The 4,769-nt window shown below is 62.7% G+C and carries 8 protein-coding genes; 6 read left to right on the top strand and 2 right to left on the bottom strand.

The window, feature by feature from the left end:
• The 3 genes from AC3IFE_RS19660 to AC3IFE_RS19650 form a co-directional block, all read left to right on the top strand.
• The coding region (locus tag AC3IFE_RS19660) for a LysR substrate-binding domain-containing protein (protein WP_489191647.1) at positions 1-263 on the top strand (263 nt) is incomplete at its 5' end.
• A gap of 107 nt (positions 264-370) precedes the next feature.
• Positions 371-685, top strand: a complete 315-nt coding sequence (locus tag AC3IFE_RS19655) for a hypothetical protein (protein ID WP_489191646.1) — start codon at positions 371-373, stop codon at positions 683-685.
• Positions 686-726: 41 nt separating this feature from the next.
• Complete coding sequence (locus AC3IFE_RS19650; protein WP_089471555.1) at positions 727-1,059, top strand: cupin domain-containing protein; 333 nt, start codon at positions 727-729, stop codon at positions 1,057-1,059.
• A 182-nt stretch (positions 1,060-1,241) separates the two neighbouring features.
• Here AC3IFE_RS19650 and AC3IFE_RS19645 read toward each other — a convergent pair whose 3' ends face one another.
• Entirely contained in the window at positions 1,242-1,541 is a 300-nt protein-coding gene (locus AC3IFE_RS19645; RefSeq protein ID WP_489191645.1) for an H-NS histone family protein, read from the bottom strand.
• A 227-nt stretch (positions 1,542-1,768) separates the two neighbouring features.
• On the opposite strand from AC3IFE_RS19645, the gene AC3IFE_RS19640 reads away from it, so the two are divergent.
• Complete coding sequence (locus tag AC3IFE_RS19640) at positions 1,769-2,257, top strand: RidA family protein (protein WP_089471554.1); 489 nt, start codon at positions 1,769-1,771, stop codon at positions 2,255-2,257.
• A gap of 6 nt (positions 2,258-2,263) precedes the next feature.
• Complete coding sequence (locus AC3IFE_RS19635; RefSeq protein WP_489191644.1) at positions 2,264-2,665, top strand: hypothetical protein; 402 nt, start codon at positions 2,264-2,266, stop codon at positions 2,663-2,665.
• On the opposite strand, the gene AC3IFE_RS19630 is transcribed toward AC3IFE_RS19635, so the two are convergent.
• On the bottom strand, positions 2,593-3,684 hold the full coding sequence (locus tag AC3IFE_RS19630) for an NAD-dependent epimerase/dehydratase family protein (protein ID WP_489191643.1): 1,092 nt from the start codon (positions 3,682-3,684) through the stop codon (positions 2,593-2,595). The two genes, AC3IFE_RS19635 and AC3IFE_RS19630, sit on opposite strands and share 73 nt — an antisense overlap.
• 569 nt (positions 3,685-4,253) lie before the next feature.
• On the opposite strand from AC3IFE_RS19630, the gene AC3IFE_RS19625 reads away from it, so the two are divergent.
• A complete protein-coding gene (locus tag AC3IFE_RS19625) occupies positions 4,254-4,505 on the top strand; it encodes a hypothetical protein (protein ID WP_089471553.1) in 252 nt (83 codons plus the stop codon).
• The last annotated feature ends 264 nt before the right edge of the window (positions 4,506-4,769 follow it).

Genomic DNA, 4,769 nt, shown 5'->3' with positions numbered 1-4,769 from the left:
CGGGGGCGGCGAATCAGCCGGCCGCGCGCGGGCGTGGGCAGAAGTTCGATCATTTCTATTTCAGTCTGCAAGCAGCCGTCGCGGGGCTCGGCGTGGCGATCGGGCCGTGGCATCTGGTGCGCGACGACATCGAAAGCGGTGTGCTGGTTGCGCCGATGGGGTTCGTCGAGGATGGATCGGATTACTACCTGTTGACGCCGGCGCCGGTGGTGGACGGGAGTGCGCAGGCGGCGCTGCTGGAGTGGTTGAGGGGGAGGGTTTGACGGGGCCGGTACTTCGTCGACGCTCGCTGTCGATATCGACGTCCAAGACAATATCGTCGCTTATTGGGCAGGCGAAACCTCGAAACGAAATAACGAATGAATGCATCATGCCGATGCTTGCTCGCGCCAGCCTGCGAACGCAAAATGCGTCGATCGAGACACGTTCGCAAGCCCGTCCTTCGCGTGAACGGGCCTTGGCCCGGTGCTGCATAGGGCGCAGGATGTCGATCGGCTTTTATCGAAATGATGTGCTCCGGCGCACGCGCGTCGCTAAAAGAAAGCCGATGCGCGCTTTATCGCCGCAACGAATCGGCGCCGGCGAAGGCGCCGTCATTCTTCATCTTTTTGATACGGTTTTTAACGATGCAAGCGCAAACCTGGTCGACGTCAGGCTGCAGCGACTATTTTTCCGTCGCGTTTAATTCCGCATCCTTTACCCGAAGATCCACGACGAGGCGAAGCCATGCAACTTCAAACCGGTAATTTATTCAGCGTCGAAGGGCGGCGCGGGGGCGACGAGCGAATCGACATGCTCGTTGCGGGTTCGCGCGTGAACGTCGAGCGAATCGTATCGATGGGGCATGCGAGCCCTGCGGGGTTCTGGTATGACGACCCGCGGGCCGAATGGGTCGTGCTGCTATCAGGCGCGGCCGTGCTCGAATTCGAAGAGGACGCGACGCGGCTCGATATGCGCGCCGGCGATTACGTGCTGATCGAGCCGCATTGCCGTCATCGTGTCGCGTGGACGCATGACGAATTGCAAAGCGTGTGGCTTGCGATCTATTACGAACGCTGAAGAAAGGGTTGGCGTGCGGCAGGATCGATGGACGGACCCGTGCGCGACACGCCGATCGGGCAAAACCTCGTCAACCGGAGCGGCCATGGAATACCGCCGGTATCGATGCCTTCAATGCGTCAATCAATGCCCCGAATGGCCGGACAGCGCGTTGAATCGCGCGCCGGCCCAAGCGGGAAATCTTATTCCTGGATCAGGAATCGATTGCGATTCTTCGCGTCCTTGATCCATGCGGGTGCGCGACCGCGGCCCGACCAGGTGGCCCCGGTCTTCGGATCGCGGTATTTGGCCTGCACGGGGGCGCCCGTCTGTTTGGCCGGCCGACCGCGGCGCGTACCGAAAATGTCCTTTTCGGTAATGCCGTATTCCGCGATTTTGGTGCGGATGTCGTCGACGATCGCCTGGAATTCAGCGGCGCGCGCTGCTTCGGCTTTCTCGGCCAAAGCATCCATTTGGGCTTTCAGTTCCTTGTAAGTTGCCATATATCACTCTTCAGGTTGTGTCCATACATGATAGCGGTTTCAACCGAAAATGACGAAGAAAATTGCTTCGACTACGAATTCCATTGTCGATATCGCAACGAATGACTGCTTCGAACACCTGAGAAGTGGCTTGGCAGGATCGTTTGTGTCCGATCTTCTCGTGCGAGACAAGCTTCGGAGACTCAATTATTCTTTATCTTTTTTCAGAGGGATCGGGGAATTCACTGATGAACAGGGATGAAAAGCTGAAACAAGTCGCAGCCGAATTCGGATTCGATCCGGACGAAACGATCAGGATCGGCGGAAAGTACACGCCCGTGCTGGTCGACGGAACGACGGCGTACGTCGCCGGCCAGGTTCCGCGAATCGGGGAAGTCGTGCATTTCGTCGGCATCGTGGGCGAATCCGTTTCGCTGGAAGACGGCCGCCGCGCGGCCGGCATTTCCGCGCTGCGCGCGCTGGCGCTGATCCGCAAGCAGTGCGGCACGCTCGATGCGATCGCAACGGTCCCGCGCATGACCGTGTACGTGCGAAGCGCGCCCGGCTTCACGATGCAAAGCGAAGTGGCCGACGGCGCGTCGGACGTGTTGGTCGCGGTGCTCGGCGACGCCGGCGTCCATACGCGTTCGTCGGTCGGCGTGCTGCAATTGCCGAAGGGCGCGTCGGTCGAAGCCGATTTCATTTTCGGGCTGAATCGCGGTGGCGCCACCGGTTGATTCGGAATGGCCGTGCCGACGGACCGGGCCGATCAGCGGCTTGAACTGGCCGATACGCCGGATCGCGATCTCGAAGTTGGGGCTGAACAACGCGGCGAACAGCGGTGGATCGAAGGTTTCGACGGAGACCAGACCGAGTATCCGCAGCGCGAGGGCCGGTGCATTCGCGATGTCTTCCATCGCGCGCCACAGGCGGAAGTACTCGCGGGTCGTCAGCCCGTTCTCCGGCCGCGTGAACAGATCGGCGGGCAACTGTGCGCGCCGCGGCAGTTCGTCGACGCGCCGGCCGAGGTCGACCAGCACGACCTGCCAGCCCGGCGAAATCGCGAAACGGTTCAACGCCGCAGTTGCCCGGTTTCGACGAGCTGCTGGAAGAAGTCGTTCATCGACTCGGCGAGCGGGCGATAGCGGATGCCCAGTTCGTTGCGGCTGCGACTGTTGTCGGCGCGCCAGGGCAGCCCGACGTTGCGCGCGATCATGCGGCGCGTCACGCTCTTGTTGGCGAGCGGGCCGACGAGCCACACCAGCCATTTCGGCAGGATGCGCCGCGGACTCGGGTAGTCGGCGCCATACCGTTCCAGCAGCGTGGCGGCCATCGCCGGCAGGCTCATGTCGTGCGCCGACACGATGTAGCGGCCGCTGGCGCTCGGCAGGAACGCCGCACGCAGATGCGCGTCGGCGACGTCGCGGACATCCACCGCGCCCACGCCGAGATCGGGCACGCCGGTCTTCATCGTGCCGTTGCCCATCTGCCGCACGATCTCGAAGCTCTCCGACGTCGCGTACGGATTGATGCCCGGCCCGATCACGAGCGACGGATTGATGGTCACGAGCTCCCAGCGTTGCTGCTGGCGGGCGATCTTCCACGCTTCGCGCTCGGCGACCGTCTTCGAATACGAATAGGGCTGATGGGTCAGCGATGAACTGGTGTTCCAGATTGCTTCGGTAAACATACCGTCCGGTGTCGCGGCGAGATCGGCGTTGTCGCCGTAGATCGCCGCGCAACTGCTGGTCAGCACGACGCGCCGCACCGACGGCGTGCGGTTGGCCGTCTCGAGTACGTTGCGCGTGCCGAGCAGCGCCGGATCGACCAGCTCCTTCTGCGGATCGCGAACGGTGACGGTGAACGGCGACGCGGTATGGAACACGGTCCCGCAACCGGCCATCGCGTCGGCGTACGACCCGGGTTCGAGCAGGTCCGCGCGGAAATAGCGGATCGTGCCGGGCTTGCCGGCCGCGATGCGCTGGAGATGCTCGAGCTTGTCCGGGCTGTCCGGGTCGCGCACGGCCGCATGGACCGTCAGGCCGGCCTCGAGCAGCCGCTGCACGAGCCAGCCCGCGACGTACCCGGTCGCGCCGGTCACCATGACGGGGAGGTCGGTATCGATATGCATGGACGGGATGCCGTAGCAGAGGAGATGCGCCATGATGCCGCCTTTTGCGCGCCACTTCACTCGCAAAGCGCGCCAATCGACATGCAGGGGCGACAGGTGGCGCGATACCGGCACGCGCATGCCCGATTTCCGGTCGAAGGAATGACGCCTGGAACGATGCGGGGCGTTGGAACTTCACGAGGCGTGCGACGAAGCCGCACGTCGCTGCCGACGGCCGATTCATCAGACATGAAAGCGCGCGATTCGCCGGAATGCTCGCCATCGTGCTGCTGTGCAACGCGCCGTCGCGGCGGCCGGCCGTTTTCACCCCGTCCTTTCCGAACGTCATCGGCCCAACCATATCGGCCGGCATCCCCACTTTTGGGGATGCCGGCGCCCTACGATGCGCTTACGATGGTTACCGAGGCATCGCGACCGGATGTCGCCGGAACAATCGGACAGGCCTGTCGTTCCTCTGTCGATCGCCGTGTGCATCCGCACAATCGATTGACACGTTCGTTGCATACGCTGAGGCGCAACGTGTGCGGTGCGTCGTGGCGCCGCGGACGATGGCGCGTTGATGACGGAAGGCCTGATGTCGTATTTCGGGGATTTCAATCAATATGCTCGCACGAGACTATGTGGAGCGTGAGCTCTCTCACATCCAGAGAATGGTGGCGCTGCTCGACAGCGAGACGGCCGTCGTCGATGTGTCGATGTCGGGGGCGGGGCGCGTCAGGCATCCGAGATACTGGCGCGGGCGTATCGAGGAACTGCTGTCGACGCCCGACGTGCCGCGTCACGTCAGAAAGCTGAGCGAAGCGGTGCTCGCGAAGCTCGACGAGCTGGAAGCGCGGTTCACGACGATGAAGTAAGTGCCCCGTCGGAGCGGGCGGCGAAACGCGTTCCGGTCGCGTCGCCGGTTGCGTCGTTTTGACCGCGCGTCGTCCCGTCATCCCGCCATCCCGCGCCGCGCAGGCCGCCGCCTGCGTCACCACGGATTGCTTCGTCCTGTTGAAAAATAACCATTTCGTTTGACGAGAAGCAGTCACCCCCGTGGTATTTCGATCACATCCGCATCGTCAATTTGAACAATGAGGTCGATTGAGTAAGATGCCCGAACGGCGTTCGATAAAAAC

It is taken from the genome of Burkholderia sp. APQ4-4ca, assembly GCF_057837105.1.
Note: the sequence above shows the minus strand (reverse complement) of the source record. Positions and strands in the feature narration are given on the sequence as shown.

Excerpts from the sequence above, each read along its gene's own strand:
- AC3IFE_RS19655 (WP_489191646.1), top strand. The coding sequence starts at position 371 with ATGCCGATGCTTGCTCGCGCCAGCCTGCGAACGCAAAATGCGTCGATC.
- AC3IFE_RS19650 (WP_089471555.1), top strand. The coding sequence starts at position 727 with ATGCAACTTCAAACCGGTAATTTATTCAGCGTCGAAGGGCGGCGCGGG.
- AC3IFE_RS19645 (WP_489191645.1), bottom strand. The coding sequence starts at position 1,541 with ATGGCAACTTACAAGGAACTGAAAGCCCAAATGGATGCTTTGGCCGAG.
- AC3IFE_RS19640 (WP_089471554.1), top strand. The coding sequence starts at position 1,769 with ATGAACAGGGATGAAAAGCTGAAACAAGTCGCAGCCGAATTCGGATTC.
- AC3IFE_RS19635 (WP_489191644.1), top strand. The coding sequence starts at position 2,264 with ATGGCCGTGCCGACGGACCGGGCCGATCAGCGGCTTGAACTGGCCGAT.
- AC3IFE_RS19630 (WP_489191643.1), bottom strand. The coding sequence starts at position 3,684 with ATGGCGCATCTCCTCTGCTACGGCATCCCGTCCATGCATATCGATACC.
- AC3IFE_RS19625 (WP_089471553.1), top strand. The coding sequence starts at position 4,254 with ATGCTCGCACGAGACTATGTGGAGCGTGAGCTCTCTCACATCCAGAGA.